Raw genomic sequence first — 14,376 nt, forward strand, 5'->3', positions numbered from 1 at the left:
ATGGCCGATCCGATCATAGTCCCCACCCGCACGGAGTTTCCCCATGCAAAAGCGCAGAATCGGTCGCTCCTCGCTCCATGTCGCCCCGTTCGCCTTCGGCGGCAACGTGTTCGGCTGGAGCGTGGACGAAAAACGCAGCTTCGAACTGCTGGATGCCTTCGTCGACCAGGGCTTCGACCTCATCGACACCGCGGACGTCTATTCGGCCTGGGTGCCCGGCAACCGCGGCGGCGAGTCGGAGACCATCATCGGCCGCTGGCTGGAGCGCAGCGGCAAGCGCGACCGCGTGGTGATCGCCACCAAGGTCGGCAAGTGGGCCGAGCACAAGGGCCTGTCGCCGGTGAACATCCGCAAGGCGGTGGAAGGCTCGCTCAAGCGCCTCAAGACCGACTACATCGACCTCTACCAGGCGCACGAGGACGATCCCAGCGTGCCGCTGGCCGACACCCTGGGTGCATTCGCGCGGCTGATCGAGGAAGGCAAGGTGCGCGCGATCGGCGCCTCCAACTACAGTGCCGCGCGCCTGGCCGAGGCGCTCAAGGTGTCCGCCGAGCACCGGCTGCCGCGCTATGAGTGTCTGCAGCCGGAATACAACCTGCTCGAACGGGCCGGCTACGAGCAGGAGCTCGAGCCCCTGGTGCAGCGCGAGGAGCTCGGCGTGATCTGCTACTACGCCCTGGCCAGCGGCTTCCTTTCCGGCAAGTACCGCAGCGAGGCGGATCTGGCCAAGAGCGCGGCCCGTGGCGGCTCGGTGAGGAAATACCTGAATGCGCGCGGCTTGGCGGTGCTCGCGGCGCTGGACGAAGTGGCCGCCGCGCACCACGCCACGCCTGCGCAGGTGGCGCTGGCCTGGCTGATGGCGCGTCCCAGCATCACCGCGCCGATCGCCAGCGCGACCAGCGTGGAGCAGCTCAACGAACTGCTCGGTGCGGCCCGGCTCGAGCTTTCCGCCGCCGAGATCGCGCGGCTGGATCAGGCCAGCGCGGGCTGATCTTCAGCGCCAGACCGCGGCCGCAGGGCGGCTCCTCGCAAAGGGCATTCGAGCCACGCGCGGGGGCGCCCTTTCGGCCGCGCTTTCCAAAAAAGCTGTCCTGCGCGACGGGCGCGAGGGCCGGCTCGGCGTCAGCGCCCGGCACTGGCCGCGGGCGCGGGCGTCTCTGCGTCGGCATCCGGCGGCTCGATGCGATAGCCGCGCGCGGCGAGCTTGGCGAGATAACCGTCGGTGTCGAGCACTTCCTCCATCGGCAGGATCGCCACGCTGACCGGGTATCGTGCCAGCGCGTCCTCGGCGGCGGCCAGCCAGACGGCCTCGAGTCGGCCAGGCACGTCGTCGATGCCGAGTTCGCGGGCGAAGCCCGAATCGCTGAGCGCGCCGATGCAGGCGTCGCGATGATGGCTGTCCGGCAGCGCGCGCAGGGTGGCGATGTCGCCGGTGGCCCAGGCGGCGGCGCGCTGGGCGATCAGCGGCAGGTCGTGCTCGACGCTGTCCAGCGTGCGGGCGAAGCAGGCCACGTCCTCGGGCGCCTGGGCCTTGAAGATCTTCAGCACCTCGCGCGGCTCGCGGATCTCCAGCCGGTAGTCGGTGCTCACGACGCGCACGCCGTGGCGTTCGGCCAGCGACCGCACCGTGGCGGTGATCTGGCCGCCGCTGCGCAGGCCGCTGTGCTTGAGCGCCTGCTTGTAGAGCTCACGCGCGGCGAAGAGCGGCCGCCAGCGTTCGATGCCCTCGTCGCGGCCGATGTACTTGGCCTTGAGCACCGCCCAGCGCGCATACAGCGGCGCCGGCAACACCTCCTGCAGGGTTTTGCCGTCGGGGTTCTTGCGTGCGCTCAGGGCGCTGGGCAGCAGGAACAGCTTGCCGAAGAAGCCGCTGTCCACCTTGACATCGAGCCGCGGCGGCAGCAGCAGCGCCCCGGCCTCGCCGAGCACACGATCGACCTCGTCGGCCCGCCATTGCACCGCGGCCGGCAGGTTGGGCAGGGTGCCGAGCACCCACAGCACGTGATCGCCGCGGCTCACCTTCCACAGCCCGGGACCCGGCTGCACGCCGCTCACGCTGACCGCTGGCAGCTCGGTGACCGCACTGGCGGCCGGCGCGGGCGTGACCGTCGATTGCGCCTGTGCGCCCGTGATGGCCAGAACGAGCACGAGGCCCGACAGGAATGCACGCATGACAAAAACTTCTTCCAGGGCGTTGTCATCGTCCGGCCGGCGGCATGGCCCGCCGACCGGCAGCGCGCCGGCCGAAGCGAGCCTGCACGCCTCGGCCGGGGTTGGTCGGTGCGCCGCACTTACAGGGCGGCGAGATCGGCGTTGAAGGTCGCGCTGGGACGCATCGCCTGCCGCACCTTGGCCAGGTCGGGGTGGTAATAACCGCCGATGTCCACCGGATGACCCTGCACGCCGTTCAACTCGGCGACGATGGTCGCCTCGTGTTCGGCCAGCGCCTTGGCCAGCGGCGCGAAGCGCGCCTTCAGCGCCGCGTCCTCGTCCTGCGCCGCCAGCGCCTGCGCCCAGTACAGGGCGAGGTAGAAATGGCTGCCGCGGTTGTCCAGCTCGCCGACCTTGCGCGCCGGCGACTTGTCGTTGTCGAGGATCTGGCCGTTGGCCTGATCCAGCGTCCTGGCCAGCACGCGTGCGCGGGCATGTCCGTAGTGGTTGGCCACGTGTTCGAAGGAGGCGGCGAGGGCGAGAAATTCGCCGAGCGAATCCCAGCGCAGGTAGTTCTCCTCCAGGAACTGCTGCACGTGCTTGGGCGCCGAGCCGCCGGCGCCGGTCTCGAACAGGCCGCCGCCGGCCATCAGCGGCACGATCGAGAGCATCTTGGCGCTGGTGCCGAGCTCGAGGATCGGAAACAGGTCGGTGAGGTAGTCGCGCAGCACGTTGCCGGTCACCGAGATGGTGTCCTCACCCTTGCGGATGCGCGCGAGCGTATGCCGCATGGCTTCCACCGGCGACAGGATGCGGATGTCCAGGCCCTGGGTGTCGTGGTCCTTGAGATACCGCTCGACCTTGGCGGTCAGCTGGCGGTCGTGCGCGCGTTCCGGATCGAGCCAGAACACCGCCGGCGTGGCGGACAGCCGCGCGCGAGTCACCGCGAGCTTGACCCAGTCCGCCACCGCCGCGTCCTTGGTCTGACACATGCGCCAGATGTCGCCGGCCTCGACCGCATGCTCCAGCAGCACCGCGCCGGTCTCGTCGATCACCCGTACGGTGCCGTCGGCGGCGATCTCGAAGGTCTTGTCATGTGAGCCGTATTCCTCGGCCGCCTGCGCCATCAGGCCGACGTTCGGCACGCTGCCCATGGTGGCCGGGTCGAAGGCGCCATGCGCCTTGCAGTCCTCGATCACCACCTGATAGATGCCGGCGTAGCTGCGGTCGGGGATCAGCGCGAGGGTGTCCTGCAGCTCGCCGCGCGCGTTCCACATCTTGCCCGAGTCGCGGATCATCGCCGGCATCGAGGCGTCGATGATGACGTCGCTGGGTACGTGCAGGTTGGTGATGCCCTTGGCGGAATTGACCATCGCCAGCGGCGGGCGGCTTGCGTACTGCGCGCGCAGGTCGGCCTCGATCGCCGCGCGCTGCTCGGCGGGCAGGCTGGCGATGCGCGCGTAGAGATCGCCGATGCCGTTGTTCGGGTTGAAACCGATCTGCGCGAGCACGGCGGCATGCTTGGTGAGCACGTCCTTGTAGAACTCGCCGACCACCACGCCGAACATGATCGGGTCGGAGACCTTCATCATGGTGGCCTTCAGGTGCACCGAGAACAGCACGTCCTGGCGCTTGGCATCCTCGATCTGCGCGTCGACGAAGGCGGCGAGCGCCTTGCGGCTCATCACCGCCGCGTCGATGATCTCGCCGGCCTTCAGCGCGATCTTCTCCTTGAGCACCTTGCGCGTGCCGTCCTGGCCGGTCCATTCGATGCGCACCGCCGTCGGCGCCGCGACCACCGTGGACTTTTCGCTGCCGTAGAAATCGCCGCCGTCCATGTGCGCGACATGGGTCTTCGAATCCGCGCTCCACGGGCCCAGCCGGTGCGGGTGCTTGCGCGCGTAGTTCTTCACCGAGGGCGGCGCGCGGCGGTCGGAATTGCCCTCGCGCAGCACCGGGTTCACCGCGCTGCCCTTGACCTTGTCGTAGCGCGCCTTGAAGTCGCGTTCGCGTTCGTCCTTCGGCTCGTCGGGGTAGTCCGGCAAGGGGTAGCCCTGCGCCTGCAGCTCCTTGATCGCGCTTTTGAGCTGCGGCACCGAGGCGCTGATGTTGGGCAGCTTGATGATGTTGGCATCCGGCGACTGGGTGAGCCGGCCGAGCTCGGCCAGGTCGTCGGTCACCCGCCGGTCTTCGGGCAAGAGATCCGGGAACTGGGCCAGGATGCGTCCGGCCAGCGAGATGTCGCGCGTCTCGACGGCGATGCCCGCGGTGCCGGCAAAAGCCTGGACGATCGGTAGCAGCGACTGCGTGGCGAGGAACGGCGCCTCGTCGGTCAGCGTGTAGATGACGGTAGGGGACGGTGTGGGCATCGCGGAAACCTCGGGAATTCGCTTTTTAGGAAAAGGGAGGGCGAGCGGCTCATCCGGCCACTGAAAAAGCATTCCAGGCCGGATTCGATCGGTCGATTGTCGCGGTTTCCCCGCGGGTGCGAAAGGACGCTGGCAGATCCGGCCTGTCGCGGCGCTGGTGCTCGGCCGCGCCGCAGCAAGGCCGATGCGGGGCTTTGCGTATCATCGCCTTCCTTAGGAAGGGTGACGAGGAAAGCCTGATGGGCATGGCGAGCAGACTGGGCCGGCGCATGCCGGTGGAGCGGTTGCAGGAAGAGGCCGGCGCACGACATGACCTGCGCCGCGTACTCGGCCTGTGGCAGCTCAGCGCGATCGGCGTCGGCGCGATCATCGGCGTGGGCGTGTTCGTGCTCGCCGGCCAGCAGGCGGCGGTGAACGCCGGTCCGGCGGTGACCTTGAGCTTCCTCATCGCCGGCCTGGGCAGCGCCTGCGCGGCGCTGGCCTACGCCGAATTCGCCGGCATGATCCCGGTCACCGGCAGCGCCTACACCTACGCCTATGCCGTGCTCGGCGAACTGCTGGCCTGGATCATCGGCTGGGATCTCTTGATCGAATACGCGCTGGTCTGCGCGGTGGTGGCGATCGGCTGGTCCGGCTACGTGCAGGCGCTGCTCGAACAGCTGACCGGCTGGCAGCTGCCGCTCTGGGCCCGGGGCGCCTACGACCCGGCGCATCCGCACAGCGGCCGGGTGTGCGACGTGATCGCCCTCGGCATCGCCCTGGTGGTCGCCTGGCTGCTCACCCTGCGCACCGAATGGGGCGCGCGGGTCAACACGGTGATCGTGGCGATCAAGGTGCTCGGCGTGGCGCTGGTGATCGGCGTCGGCGCGTTCTACGTCGACACCGCGCACTGGCATCCGTTCGTGCCGCCGCCGGTGACCGACGCGCAGGGCGTCACCCATTACGGCTGGGGCGGCGTGCTGGCGGCGGCCAGCATCGTGTTCTTCGCCGTGTTCGGCTACGACACCCTGACCACCGCGGCCGAGGAAGCGCGCCATCCGCAACGCGACCTGCCGCGCGCGGTGCTGCTCTCGCTGGCGCTGTCGATGGTGCTCTACGTCGCGGTGGCGCTGGTGCTGACCGGCATGGTGCCGTATCAGCAGCTCGATTCGCCGGCGCCGGTGGATGCCGCGTTCAAGGCGCTGGGCCTGGACTGGGTACGCGCGGTGATCTCGGTCGCGGCGATCGCCGGCATCACCAGCGTGCTGTTCGCCTTCATGCTCGGCGCGGCGCGGATCGCTTTCGCCCTGGCGCGCGACGGGCTGCTGCCGGGCTGGTTCGCGCAGGTGCATCCCAAGCACGGCACGCCGGCGCGGCCGACCCGCGTGCTCGGCGTGTTCATCGCCCTGGTGGCCGGGTTCCTGCCGATCGGCGAGGTGGCCGAACTGGTCAACATCGGCACGCTGGCCGCCTTCATCGTCATCTGCGGCGCGGTGCTGACGCTGCGTGTTCGCCATCCGGAACTGCCACGCAGCTTTCGCGCGCCGGCGCTGTGGCTGGTGGCGCCGCTCGGCATGCTGTTCTCGCTGTGCCTGATCGTCGGCTGGCCCTGGTGGCAGGACGGCCGCTTCGTGCTGCTCGGCGGCCTGCCGGCGGTGACCCTGGTGCGCTTCGTGGTGTGGATGGCGATTGGGCTGGTGATCTATGCCGTCTACGGCATCCGCCACAGTCGCCTTGCACGCACCGCGTGAACGCACAGGACACGCCGCATTGATCGCGGCTCCGGCAGTGTCGGTCTCCCGCCACCACGGAGCGAGCGATGAAAGCATTGACCTACCAGGGCGCACACGACGTGCGTGTGGAGAACGTACCCGACCCCCGGTTGATCGAAGCCGACGACATCATCCTACGGGTCACCGCTACGGCGATCTGCGGCTCGGACCTGCACATCTACCACGGCAAGATTCCCTCGATGGAAGACGGCGACATTCTCGGCCACGAGTTCATGGGCATCGTCGAGGAAGCCGGTCCGGAGGTGACCCGCGTGCGTCCCGGTGACCGCGTGGTGATCCCCTTCGTGATCGCCTGCGGGCACTGCTTCCATTGCCTGCTCAATGAATTCGCCGCCTGCGAGACGACCAATACCGGCCGCGGCGCGATTCTCAACGCCAAGTCCATCAAGCCGCCCGCCGCGCTGTTCGGCTACAGCCACCTGTATGGCGGCGTGCCCGGCGGCCAGGCCGAGCTGGTGCGCGTGCCCAAGGCCAACGTCGGCCCGCTCAAGGTGCCGGACGTGCTCAGCGACGAGCAGGTGCTGTTCCTTTCCGACATCCTGCCTACCGGCTACCAGGCCGCGCGCAATGCCGGCATCGGCCCGGGCAGTACGGTGGCCATCTTCGGTGCCGGACCGGTCGGCTGCATGGCTGCCGCCTGCGCGCGGATGCTCGGCGCCGAGACCGTCTTCATGATTGACCACCATGCCTACCGGCTGGACTTCGCCAGCCGCACCTACGGCGCGATCCCGATCAATTTCGACGAGAACGAGGACCCTGCCGCCACGATCATCGAGGCGACCAAGGGCCGAGGCGTCGACGCCAGCATCGACGCGGTGGGTTTCGAGGCCAAGGGCAGTGCATTGGAAACCATGCTGACCACGGTCAAGCTGGAGGGTTCCAGCGGCAAGGCGCTGCGGCAGTGCATCGCGGCGACGCGGCGCGGCGGCATCGTCAGCGTGCCGGGGGTCTATGCCGGTTTCATCCATGGTTTCCTGTTCGGCGACGCCTTCGACAAGGGACTTACCTTCAAGATGGGCCAGACCCACGTGCAGGGCCTGATGCCTGAGCTGCTGGAAAAGATCGGCGAGGGCCGCCTGGCGCCGGAAGCGATCATCACCCACCGGCTGAAACTGGCCGATGCGGCCAAGGGCTACGAGATCTTCGACGGCCGCAAAGAGGATTGCCGCAAGGTGGTGCTGACGCCCTGAAGCGGCGGGCCGCGAGCGTCCCGGCTTCTTCCGCGAATATCGGCAAACGGCGCCGAACTGGACATTACGGCGCCGCCCACGCACACTTTCGCGATTCGCGGTGGAGCTGGAACGCAGCGCGTGGCGAAACTCCTGGTCCTGCACGGACCCAACCTCAACCTGCTGGGCACGCGCGAGCCGGAGATCTACGGCCGCGCCACGCTGGCGAGCATCGACGCGCGCCTGGCCGCGCGCGCGCAGGCCGCCGGCCATGCGCTGGAGTGTCTGCAGTCCAACGCCGAGCACGTGCTGATCGAGCGGGTGCACCGCGCCCGCGAGGACGGCACCGCGCTGATCCTGCTGAACCCGGCGGCCTTCACCCACACCAGCGTCGCCCTGCGCGATGCGCTGGCCGCGGTGGCGATCCCGTTCATCGAGGTGCACCTGTCCAACGTGCACGCGCGCGAGGCGTTCCGTCGCCATTCGTATTTTTCCGATCTCGCCATCGGCGTCATCGCCGGTTTCGGCGCCGACAGCTACGAGCTCGCGCTGGATGCGGCGCTGCGCCGGCTGGCCGCGCTCACGCATTGAATCTTCCCGGGTGCCGCGGGACGGCCCCATCCACTACAAGGACCTGCCCCCATGGATCTGCGCAAGATCAAGAAATTGATCGACCTGCTCGAGGAATCCAACCTCGCCGAGCTCGAAATCAAGGAAGGCGAGGAAGTCGTGCGCCTGTCGCGCGTGCCCAAGGGCGGCGTCGCCGTGGCCGCGCCGCAACCGCTGCCGGTGGCCGCACCGGCCCCCGCGCCCGCGCCGGTCGCGCCCGCCGCCGCGCCGGCAGGCGCCGACGAGGGGCTGCCGCCCGGACATGTGGTGCGCTCGCCGATGGTCGGCACTTTCTACGCCTCGGCCACCCCCGGCGCGCCGGCCTTCGTCAGCGTCGGCCAGAAGGTCGAGGCCGGGCAGACGCTCGGCATCATCGAGGCGATGAAGATGTTCAACCAGATCGAGGCCGACGTCGCCGGCACGGTCAAGGCCATCCTGGTGGAGAACGGCCAGCCGGTGGAGTTCGACCAGCCGCTGTTCGTGATCGGTTGACGGTTAGCGCCATGCCTCTCCTAGAGAAAGTCCTCATCGCCAACCGCGGCGAAATCGCCCTGCGCGTGCTGCGCGCCTGCCACAGTCTGGGCATCCGGACGGTGGCCGTGCATTCGACCGTGGACCGCAATCTCAAGCACGTGGGCCTGGCCGACGAGGCGGTGTGCATCGGCCCGGCGCCCGCGGCCGAAAGCTATCTCAACATTCCGCGCATCATCGCCGCGGCCGAGATCACCGACGCGCAGGCGATCCATCCCGGCTACGGTTTTCTTTCCGAGCGGGCGGATTTCGCCGAGCAGGTCGAGCAGTCCGGTTTCGTCTTCATCGGCCCGACGCCCGAGGTGATCCGGCTGATGGGCGACAAGGTCGAGGCGATCCGCGCGATGAAGGCCGCCGGCGTGCCGTGCGTGCCCGGCTCCGGCGGCCCGCTGGGCGATGACGTGGACGAAAACCTGCGCATCGCCCGCGAGATCGGCTACCCGGTGATCATCAAGGCCGCCGGCGGCGGCGGCGGCCGCGGCATGCGCGTGGTGCGTACCGAGGCGCACCTGGCCAACGCCATCGTGATGACCCGACAGGAAGCCAAGGCCGCGTTCGGCAACGATCAGGTCTACATGGAGAAGTTCCTGGAGAACCCGCGCCACGTGGAGATCCAGGTGCTCGCCGACGGCCAGGGCAATGCCATTCACCTGGGCGAGCGCGACTGCTCGATGCAGCGGCGCCACCAGAAGGTGGTGGAAGAAGCGCCGGCGCCGGGCATCACCCCGGAGCTGCGTGCGCAGATCGGCCAGGTCTGCGTCGATGCTTGCCTGCGCATCGGCTATCGCGGCGCCGGCACCTTCGAGTTCCTGTTCGAGAACGGCCGCTTCTACTTCATCGAGATGAACACGCGCATCCAGGTCGAGCATCCGGTGACCGAGCTCGTCACCGGCATCGACCTGGTCCGCGAGCAGCTGCTGATCGCCAGCGGCGAGAAGCTGTCGATCCGCCAGGCGGACGTCAAGTTCACCGGCCATGCGATCGAGTGCCGCATCAATGCCGAGGACCCGGACACCTTCATGCCCAGCCCCGGCGTGGTGAAGTGCTTCGAGGCGCCCGGCGGCCCCGGCGTGCGCGTGGACACCCACCTCTACGACGGCTACCGCATCCCGCCCAACTACGATTCGATGATCGGCAAGCTGATCGTGCACGGGCAGGACCGCGAGACCGCGATCGCGCGCATGCGTCTGGCGCTGATCGAGACGGTGATCGAGGGCGTCAAGTGCAACATCCCGCTGCAGCAGCGGATCATGGCCGACGTCGGTTTCCAGCAGGGCGGACAGAACATCCACTACCTGGAAAAACGCATGGCGGAACTGAAGGAAACCCCGCCCGGCGGCGAGGCGGCGCCGTAAAAGCGCAAGCGCGCCGCGCCCTTCCTCGACCCTGGAAAGCCCGCCATGCCGTTTCTGCAGCTCAGCCTGACCATCCCGCTCGAACGCCAGCCGGAAACCGAGGCGGCGCTCGAGGATCTGGGTGCGCTGTCGGTCAGCCTGCGCGATGCCGATGCCGAGACGCCGGACGAGCAGGCCATCTTCGAGCCCGGCGTCGGCGAGCTGCCGCTGTGGTCGAGTCTCGTCGTCGAGGCGCTGTTCGAGGCCGACGCCGACCGCCGCGGCCTGCTCGCCGCCCTGCACGAGCTCCTGCCCTGGCTGGACGGCGCGCAGCTCGCCCTGGCTGAACTCGCCGATGCCGACTGGGAACGCGCCTGGATGGACCAGTACCGGCCGATGCCGTTCGGCCGCCGGCTGTGGATCTACCCGTGGAACGTGGAGCCGCCGGTGGACGAGGCCGCGGTCGTCGTGCGGCTCGACCCGGGCCTGGCCTTCGGCAGCGGCACCCATCCCACCACCGCGCTGTGCCTGGAATGGCTCGACGCGCAGGCGCTGGCCGGCAAGACGCTGATCGACTACGGCTGCGGCTCGGGCATCCTCGCCATTGCCGCGCTCAAGCTCGGCGCGGCCCGCGCCGTCGGCATCGACAACGACCCGCAGGCGCTCGTCGCCAGCGCCGACAATGCCGCGCGCAACGGCGTCGCCGACCGGCTGCAGCTCTACCCGCCCGAGGCGGTGCCCGAGCCCCTGCAGGGCGATGCGCTGGTCGCCAACATCCTCGCCGCGCCGCTGCATGCACTGGCGCCGCGTTTCGCGCAGGTCCTGCGGCCGGGGGCGCCGATCGCCCTCTCGGGCATCCTGCGCGGCCAGGAGGAAGAGCTCGTGCAGCGCTATGGCACCTGGTTCGACGCGCTCGCCGTCGACGTCCGCGAGGATTGGGTGCGCATCGCCGGCCGGCGTCGCTGAACGGCTGCGGCGCGCGGGTGGCGGCCGCGGGGCCGCCGGGCGGGGACGGACCGGCCTGTTAAGCTGGCGGCGCCGAGCGAGTGTCGAGCCTCATGTATACCCAATGCCCCGCCTGCCTCACGGTGTTCGCGCTGGACGTGGGCCAGCTCGCCCAGACGCATGGCCAGGTGGTGTGCGGGCATTGCGCGGTGCCGTTCGACGCGCTGGCGCGGCTGACCGCGCAACTGCCGCCCGAACCGTTCCGGCAGTTGCCGCCCGCCGGCGCCGGGCCCGCACCGGTGCTGGAAGGGGCGGTGTACCGGCCCGCCGAGGTCGTGCCGGCCGCCGAGTCCGCGGCGCCGGCCTTCGTGGCCCGCCGCCGTGCCGGGCGGCACGACGGGGTGTGGGCGCTGCTGTGCCTCGTGCTGGTCTTGCTCCTCGCCGGCCAGCTCGGCTGGGCGTATCGCCAGGCACTGATCGCCGATCCGACCCTCGGCGGTGGTCTGCGCACGCTGTGCGCGCGGCTCGGTTGCCGCCTGCCGGCCGTGGCCGCGCCGGACCGCCTCGAACTCCTCCAGCGCGACCTGCGCGTGCATCCTCAGGTGCCCGGCGCGCTGCTGGTCAGCGCCACCGTGCACAATGCCGCGCCGTTCACCCAGCCCTATCCCGTGGTCAGGCTGGTGCTGACGGATGCGCGCGGCCGCCCGGTGGCGATGCGCCGGCTGCGCCCCGACGAGTATCTGGACGACCCGGCCATGCTGTACGAGGGTCTGCCGGCCGGGGCCAACGTCACCCTCGTCGTCGAGCTGGCCGATCCGGGGCGCCGGGCTACCGGCTTCACCCTCGACTTCGAATGATCGCCACGGCACTTAAATTTCCCATGCCTTGCGGGTAAACTCGCCACCCCCGCAGGCACGGCCTGTCGCCTGCCGGCGATCCGCCAGCACACCGAGGGTCGGCTCTGCCGCCCGCCACGCAAGTCGAGGGAAAGCCCGTGAACGTCGTCCGATTGCCTGCCACCGAGGCCAGCCGCGAGTCCTCGCCGCAGAGTGCACTGGGCGAATGCGTCACCCGCACCGTGCGGCGCTATCTCGCTGACATCGGCGACACGGTGTGCGACGAGGGCCTGCATGCGCTGGTGATCCGCGAAGTGGAGATCCCGCTGCTGCGCGAGGTGCTGGCCTTCCACGACGGCAACCAGAGTCGCGCCGCGGCGGCGCTCGGCATCAATCGCGCCACGTTGCGCAAGAAGCTCACCCAGTACGGGCTGATCTGAACCGGCCACCGCAAGCGCATGGGCGCGCCGGATGGCGCGCGTGCCGCAGGCGCCTTCCGTCCCCAGCAGCTTGGAGTGATACGGACGTCCAGACGTCTGGAAAAAATCGGTGCACCGGGCTGCCGCTATAATGCGAGGGATTCCATCCTTGCGAGCCCGCCTGTCATGTCCGACGTCGTTCCCGTCCGCCGCGCGCTGCTCAGCGTTTCCGACAAGCAGGGCCTGACCGGACTGGCGCGGCGCCTAGCCGCGTGTGGCGTCGAGCTTCTTTCCACCGGCGGCACCGCCCGCGCGTTGCGCGAGGCCGGCCTCGCGGTGACGGAGGTGGGCGAGGCGACCGGCTTTCCCGAGATCATGGGCGGGCGCGTCAAGACGCTGCATCCCAAGGTGCATGGCGGCCTGCTCGGCCGGCGCGGCGTCGACGAGGCGGTGATGGCCGAACACGGCATCGCCCCGATCGACCTGCTGGTGCTCAACCTCTATCCCTTCGAGGCCACCGTCGCCAGGCCCGACTGCACGCTGGCAGAGGCCATCGAGCACATCGACATCGGCGGTCCGGCGATGCTGCGCTCGGCGGCCAAGAACTGGGATCGTGTCGGCGTGCTCACCGCACCCGCGCAGTACGAGCACGCGCTCGACGAGATCGAGCGGCACGGCGGACTCACCCGCGCCACGCGCTTCAAGCTCGCCGTGGCCGCTTTCAACGGCGTCGCCAACTACGACGGCGCGATCAGCGATTACCTTTCCTCGCTCAAGCTCGATCCGGCGCACGAGACCATCCTCGAGCGCGCGCCGTTTCCCGGCCAGGCCAACGGCCGCTTCGTCAAGCTGATGGACCTGCGCTACGGCGAGAACCCGCACCAGCAGGCGGCGTTCTATCGCGACCTTTACCCGGCGCCGGGCACGCTGGCTTGTTTTCGTCAGCTGCAGGGCAAGGAGCTGTCGTTCAACAACATCGCCGACGCCGACGCGGCATGGGAATGCGTGCGCGGCTTCGCCGAGCCGGCCTGCGTGATCGTCAAGCACGCCAACCCCTGCGGCGTGGCGACGAGCGTGGAAGGCACGGCCGCGGCCTACGATCTGGCCTATGCCACCGATCCGACTTCGGCCTTCGGCGGGATCATCGCCTTCAACCGTATCGTCGACGCCGCCACGGTGCGCGCCATCGTCGAACGCCAGTTCGTCGAAGTGGTGCTGGCGCCCGGCTACGCGGACGACGCGCTGAAAGTCTTCGCGAAGAAGGGCAACGTGCGCGTGCTGGAAATCCCGCCGCCGGCCGACGGCGACCTCGCCGGCGCTAAGCCCGGCCATGATTGCAGGCGCGTGGGCTCCGGCCTGCTGATCCAGACTGCCGACACCGATCTACTCGGCGCCGACGGGCTCAAGGTGGTGACACGCGTCGCGCCGACGCCGGCGCAGATCGAGGATCTGCTCTTCGCCTGGCGGGTCGCCAAGTACGTCAAGTCCAACGCCATCGTCTACGCCAAGGATCGCCGCACCATCGGCATCGGCGCCGGTCAGATGAGCCGCGTGGTCAGCGCCAAGATCGCCGGCCTCAAGGCCGCCGAGGCGGGGCTGGAAGTGCGCGGCGCGGTGATGGCGTCCGATGCGTTCTTCCCGTTCCGCGACGGCATCGACGCCGCCGCCGCGGTCGGCATCGGCGCGGTGATCCAGCCGGGCGGCTCGATGCGCGATGCCGAGGTGATCGCCGCCGCCGACGAACACGGCATGGCGATGGTCTTCACCGGCATGCGTCACTTCCGCCACTGAAATCCGCAGAGCCGCGCAGCCTGCCAAAAAGCGCGGCCTCGACCGGCATCCACCCGTCGCGGTTTCCGCTGTCGCGGGGGCTCATACGAAGCGCTGTACCAGCTGCCGCCATTCCTCTTCGGGCGATCCCGCGAACGGCGCCATGCCGGCTCGGCGATACCAGTAGCGGGCGTTGTCCAGATCGCCCTCCAGCCGATGCAGATGCGCGTGGATCGCGGCGGCGCCGGCATCGGCGAGCGGCTGCACCAGGCGGTGCGCGCGGTCGAGCTCGCCGCGATGCAGCCACCACAGCGCCTGCAGGTGTGCGGGCAGGTCCTGCGGCGGCTGCGCATCGGCGAGCGAGGCGAGAAAGGTGGATCGGTCCATGGCGTTTTTTGCGATCGGTTTTCCTCACGTCCCTTTGTGCGGCGCTCTGCAAGGCTTGGCAAGAGCCTTCGCGAGGAAACGGCC

The 14,376-nt window shown here is 69.4% G+C and carries 13 protein-coding genes; 10 read left to right on the plus strand and 3 right to left on the minus strand.

What is annotated here, in order from left to right; translation table 11 throughout:
• The first annotated feature begins 43 nt into the window (after positions 1 to 43).
• Positions 44 to 991, plus strand: coding sequence for an aldo/keto reductase (locus ALSL_RS00595; RefSeq protein WP_126535675.1), 948 nt, complete (start codon positions 44 to 46; stop codon positions 989 to 991).
• Between the two features lie 131 nt (positions 992 to 1,122).
• Here the strand turns inward: ALSL_RS00595 and ALSL_RS00600 are convergent, their stop codons facing one another.
• Both ALSL_RS00600 and ALSL_RS00605 read right to left on the minus strand, forming a co-directional pair.
• Positions 1,123 to 2,172 carry a TraB/GumN family protein gene (locus ALSL_RS00600; protein ID WP_126535677.1) on the minus strand — a complete coding sequence of 350 codons (1,050 nt, stop codon included), beginning with the start codon at positions 2,170 to 2,172 and terminating at the stop codon, positions 1,123 to 1,125.
• 119 nt (positions 2,173 to 2,291) lie between these two features.
• The gene (locus ALSL_RS00605) at positions 2,292 to 4,520 is read right to left on the minus strand and encodes an NADP-dependent isocitrate dehydrogenase (protein WP_126535679.1); all 2,229 of its coding nucleotides are present in this window, start codon (positions 4,518 to 4,520) and stop codon (positions 2,292 to 2,294) included.
• Between the two features lie 239 nt (positions 4,521 to 4,759).
• Between ALSL_RS00605 and ALSL_RS00610 the strand changes: the two genes are divergently transcribed.
• The 9 genes from ALSL_RS00610 (at position 4,760) to purH (ending at position 13,926) form a co-directional block, all read left to right on the plus strand.
• The gene (locus ALSL_RS00610) at positions 4,760 to 6,250 is read left to right on the plus strand and encodes an amino acid permease (RefSeq protein ID WP_126535681.1); all 1,491 of its coding nucleotides are present in this window, start codon (positions 4,760 to 4,762) and stop codon (positions 6,248 to 6,250) included.
• 68 nt (positions 6,251 to 6,318) lie between these two features.
• Positions 6,319 to 7,482, plus strand: coding sequence for a zinc-dependent alcohol dehydrogenase (locus ALSL_RS00615; protein WP_126535683.1), 1,164 nt, complete (start codon positions 6,319 to 6,321; stop codon positions 7,480 to 7,482).
• Positions 7,483 to 7,602: 120 nt separating this feature from the next.
• Positions 7,603 to 8,052, plus strand: a complete 450-nt coding sequence (gene aroQ, locus ALSL_RS00620) for a type II 3-dehydroquinate dehydratase (RefSeq protein WP_126535685.1) — start codon at positions 7,603 to 7,605, stop codon at positions 8,050 to 8,052.
• Positions 8,053 to 8,103: 51 nt separating this feature from the next.
• Positions 8,104 to 8,562, plus strand: coding sequence for an acetyl-CoA carboxylase biotin carboxyl carrier protein (gene accB / locus ALSL_RS00625; RefSeq protein WP_126535687.1), 459 nt, complete (start codon positions 8,104 to 8,106; stop codon positions 8,560 to 8,562).
• An 11-nt stretch (positions 8,563 to 8,573) separates the two neighbouring features.
• Positions 8,574 to 9,956 carry an acetyl-CoA carboxylase biotin carboxylase subunit gene (gene accC, locus ALSL_RS00630; protein WP_126535689.1) on the plus strand — a complete coding sequence of 461 codons (1,383 nt, stop codon included), beginning with the start codon at positions 8,574 to 8,576 and terminating at the stop codon, positions 9,954 to 9,956.
• Positions 9,957 to 10,001: 45 nt separating this feature from the next.
• Positions 10,002 to 10,901, plus strand: a complete 900-nt coding sequence (gene prmA / locus ALSL_RS00635) for a 50S ribosomal protein L11 methyltransferase (protein WP_126535691.1) — start codon at positions 10,002 to 10,004, stop codon at positions 10,899 to 10,901.
• Positions 10,902 to 10,993: 92 nt separating this feature from the next.
• Positions 10,994 to 11,737, plus strand: a complete 744-nt coding sequence (locus tag ALSL_RS00640; RefSeq protein ID WP_126535693.1) for a zinc-ribbon and DUF3426 domain-containing protein — start codon at positions 10,994 to 10,996, stop codon at positions 11,735 to 11,737.
• A 137-nt stretch (positions 11,738 to 11,874) separates the two neighbouring features.
• Entirely contained in the window at positions 11,875 to 12,156 is a 282-nt protein-coding gene (locus ALSL_RS00645) for a helix-turn-helix domain-containing protein (RefSeq protein WP_126535695.1), read from the plus strand.
• Between the two features lie 165 nt (positions 12,157 to 12,321).
• Positions 12,322 to 13,926 carry a bifunctional phosphoribosylaminoimidazolecarboxamide formyltransferase/IMP cyclohydrolase gene (gene purH / locus ALSL_RS00650; RefSeq protein ID WP_126535697.1) on the plus strand — a complete coding sequence of 535 codons (1,605 nt, stop codon included), beginning with the start codon at positions 12,322 to 12,324 and terminating at the stop codon, positions 13,924 to 13,926.
• An 81-nt stretch (positions 13,927 to 14,007) separates the two neighbouring features.
• Here the strand turns inward: purH and ALSL_RS00655 are convergent, their stop codons facing one another.
• Positions 14,008 to 14,292, minus strand: a complete 285-nt coding sequence (locus tag ALSL_RS00655; protein ID WP_126535699.1) for a hypothetical protein — start codon at positions 14,290 to 14,292, stop codon at positions 14,008 to 14,010.
• Positions 14,293 to 14,376: the final 84 nt, after the last annotated feature.

This window comes from Aerosticca soli (assembly GCF_003967035.1).
GTDB classification, from domain to species: Bacteria; Pseudomonadota; Gammaproteobacteria; order Xanthomonadales; family Rhodanobacteraceae; genus Aerosticca; species Aerosticca soli.